The following is a 2,229-nucleotide window of genomic DNA, read 5'->3' as shown; positions in this document are numbered from 1 at the left end:
GGGGTCGTCTGACTATAACGCTCCGGCGCCGGAGCTGCCTTCCGGCTTCAGCGAGTTTTTTATTTTACAAAGCGAGGAAACCGGTGAAGTTATGCCGTTTTCCCGTTACCGCATTACCACCAGTGAAGGGCAGGTTTTCGAAGGAAGCTCTGATAAGGACGGAAAAACCGGTGAAATTTTTACCGCCGCGCCTGACAAAATGGTCATTGAGTTTCCCGATTCAGTGGAAGAAACATCGCAGGAGAAAAGAACGGAATGACCCAGGGAAAAAAACAATCCGGCACGACGGCCGCCGTCGCCAAAGGTATTCCCGTTACTATGCCGGCCAGACAGAAAAAACATTGGGTGGAATTTTTGCTGTTGGATGAACAGGGAAAGCCGGTTGCCGATATGCCCTATCTGCTGAAGGTGGAGGATGGCGACCGTAAAGGGAAAACGGATGCTCAGGGATTAGTGCGCGAAGAGAATTTGCCCTGGTTCCCGGTTTATCTTCTGGTGGCGGCGCAGCCGCTGGCGGATGAGATGGAAAAACGCGAACTGCGCCCGTTACGGGGGGAAGAACATTCCGACGTAAAGGTAGCGGCGTTAGAAGGTGGATACCCGTATCACTATGTGCGTATCGGTGAAATTAGCGACGGCGTACCGAAGATTGAAAACTGGCAGAAAGAGCGGCCTCCGGTGTTTCATTTTCCCAAGGAACAACAGGTAGGGTTTCGCGTGGACAGGTCAGAATTGGACCGTAGCCATGTAATGGAAATTTGTCCGTTCCGCGCCTGGTCGCTGGTGTTGCATCACCAGCCTGACTATTCGCTGGTTAATGCGTATAACCTGTCGCTGATGGTGGTGCTGTCTTATGCCGAAGATAACGAAGACCAGTCTGGTTCAATCACCCATCTGTTTAACCGACAAATGCTGGATCTCTCCCGTTCGCCTTATCAAATTAATGATTTGTCCCGTAAACCGGTGGTAAAGGATGTGCCGTTCCGCCAGCGCTATACCGATGTTGGCTATATTGATTCACTACGCGCGGCGGATCCGGAAGGGAGCTCGCAGCTATTTTATGCCGCCAACGCCACGGAGATCATTGTGGCCTGGCGCGGCACAGAGATGGATGAGTGGGAAGATATTAAAACGGATGGCACATTTCGCCCGCAGTCGTTTAGCTGCGAGATTAAAGTTCCCTGTCTGGAGTCAGTTAAGCAGGGCAAGGTCCATAAAGGATTTTGGGATGGTTTTTGTCGGGTGGATAGTAGTAACGATGGGAAAATACAGGAAAAATATCAACAAATAGTAGACCTTCTTATCGTTAAGAGAAAACTATTTGTATGTGGTCATAGTCTGGGCGGGGCGCTGGCGCTGATTTATGCCGCCAAGAACCTGGATAAGAACCCGGTACTATATACCTACGGCATGCCGCGTACCTTTACCATCGGCGCGATACGGGAATTGCAGTCGTTACATCATTACCGCCATATCAACGGTAATGATGCGATACCTGCGGTGCCGCCGGAGCGGGATGTGGACAATAAACTATATGATTTATGGGGAGCATATGGTCCGACGCTTGGTTTTGCTTGGTCGATGGGGCAGCTACTCAGGGAAGGGGGAGATTATTTCGCTCATCATGGTGAGGTAGTGCATTTTTGCGAAGTAATGTCGACAGAGCAGCAATGGCGACAGGTGAACAATGTTGCGACTGTTGTACAAGAAAGGTTGCCGAAAAAAGCCAAGCTTATGCTGACGCCATGCTTGAGCGAAACCGAGGATCAGCAGGCGAAACATAATCAGGAAGAGTTGATGCGAACCCTTGACCCCGCCAGGCGAGAAGCATACTTTCCCCGTTATAGCAACCCGGCGCTGAAACAGGCGCTGGATTTTGGGGATCATTCATCGCTGAAATACGCAGATTATCTTGGCGAACGGTTGGCGGATATGATCAGTCAGAGAGAGGACGGGAAATACAGTTACAGCAAGTTGGCGTTCCGCCAGCAATTGATGAAATATCAATATGTGATGCCGCCGGCGGAATATCGGCGCAATCAGGCGTTTATGGCGTTGGACGACCGCTTACTGCAAACGTTGCGGGTCACACAGGCGCAACCAGAAGGAAAATCAGCGTTGACGCGTTATATGGCAAGAGAGGAGAAACGATGAAAACAGTCTGCCTATCAGCGTTTGTTTTGACCTTGTTCTTGTCAGGATGTGATCAGAAAAATAATCTCAGGCTCT

At 50.4% G+C, this 2,229-nt stretch carries 1 protein-coding gene and 1 pseudogene; both read left to right on the top strand.

Annotation, left to right across the window (positions count from 1 at the left end):
• Positions 1 to 259 (top strand): annotated as a pseudogene (locus VSX58_RS22375) (hypothetical protein); the annotation flags it as partial.
• The gene (locus tag VSX58_RS22370; protein ID WP_327619977.1) at positions 256 to 2,154 is read left to right on the top strand and encodes a lipase family protein; all 1,899 of its coding nucleotides are present in this window, start codon (positions 256 to 258) and stop codon (positions 2,152 to 2,154) included. The pseudogene VSX58_RS22375 and the gene VSX58_RS22370, both read left to right, overlap by 4 nt.
• Positions 2,155 to 2,229: the final 75 nt, after the last annotated feature.

The organism is Brenneria populi, assembly GCF_036016195.1.
GTDB lineage: Bacteria > Pseudomonadota > Gammaproteobacteria > Enterobacterales > Enterobacteriaceae > Brenneria > Brenneria populi.
Note: the sequence above shows the minus strand (reverse complement) of the source record. Positions and strands in the feature narration are given on the sequence as shown.

Excerpts from the sequence above, each read along its gene's own strand:
- VSX58_RS22370 (WP_327619977.1), top strand. The coding sequence starts at position 256 with ATGACCCAGGGAAAAAAACAATCCGGCACGACGGCCGCCGTCGCCAAA.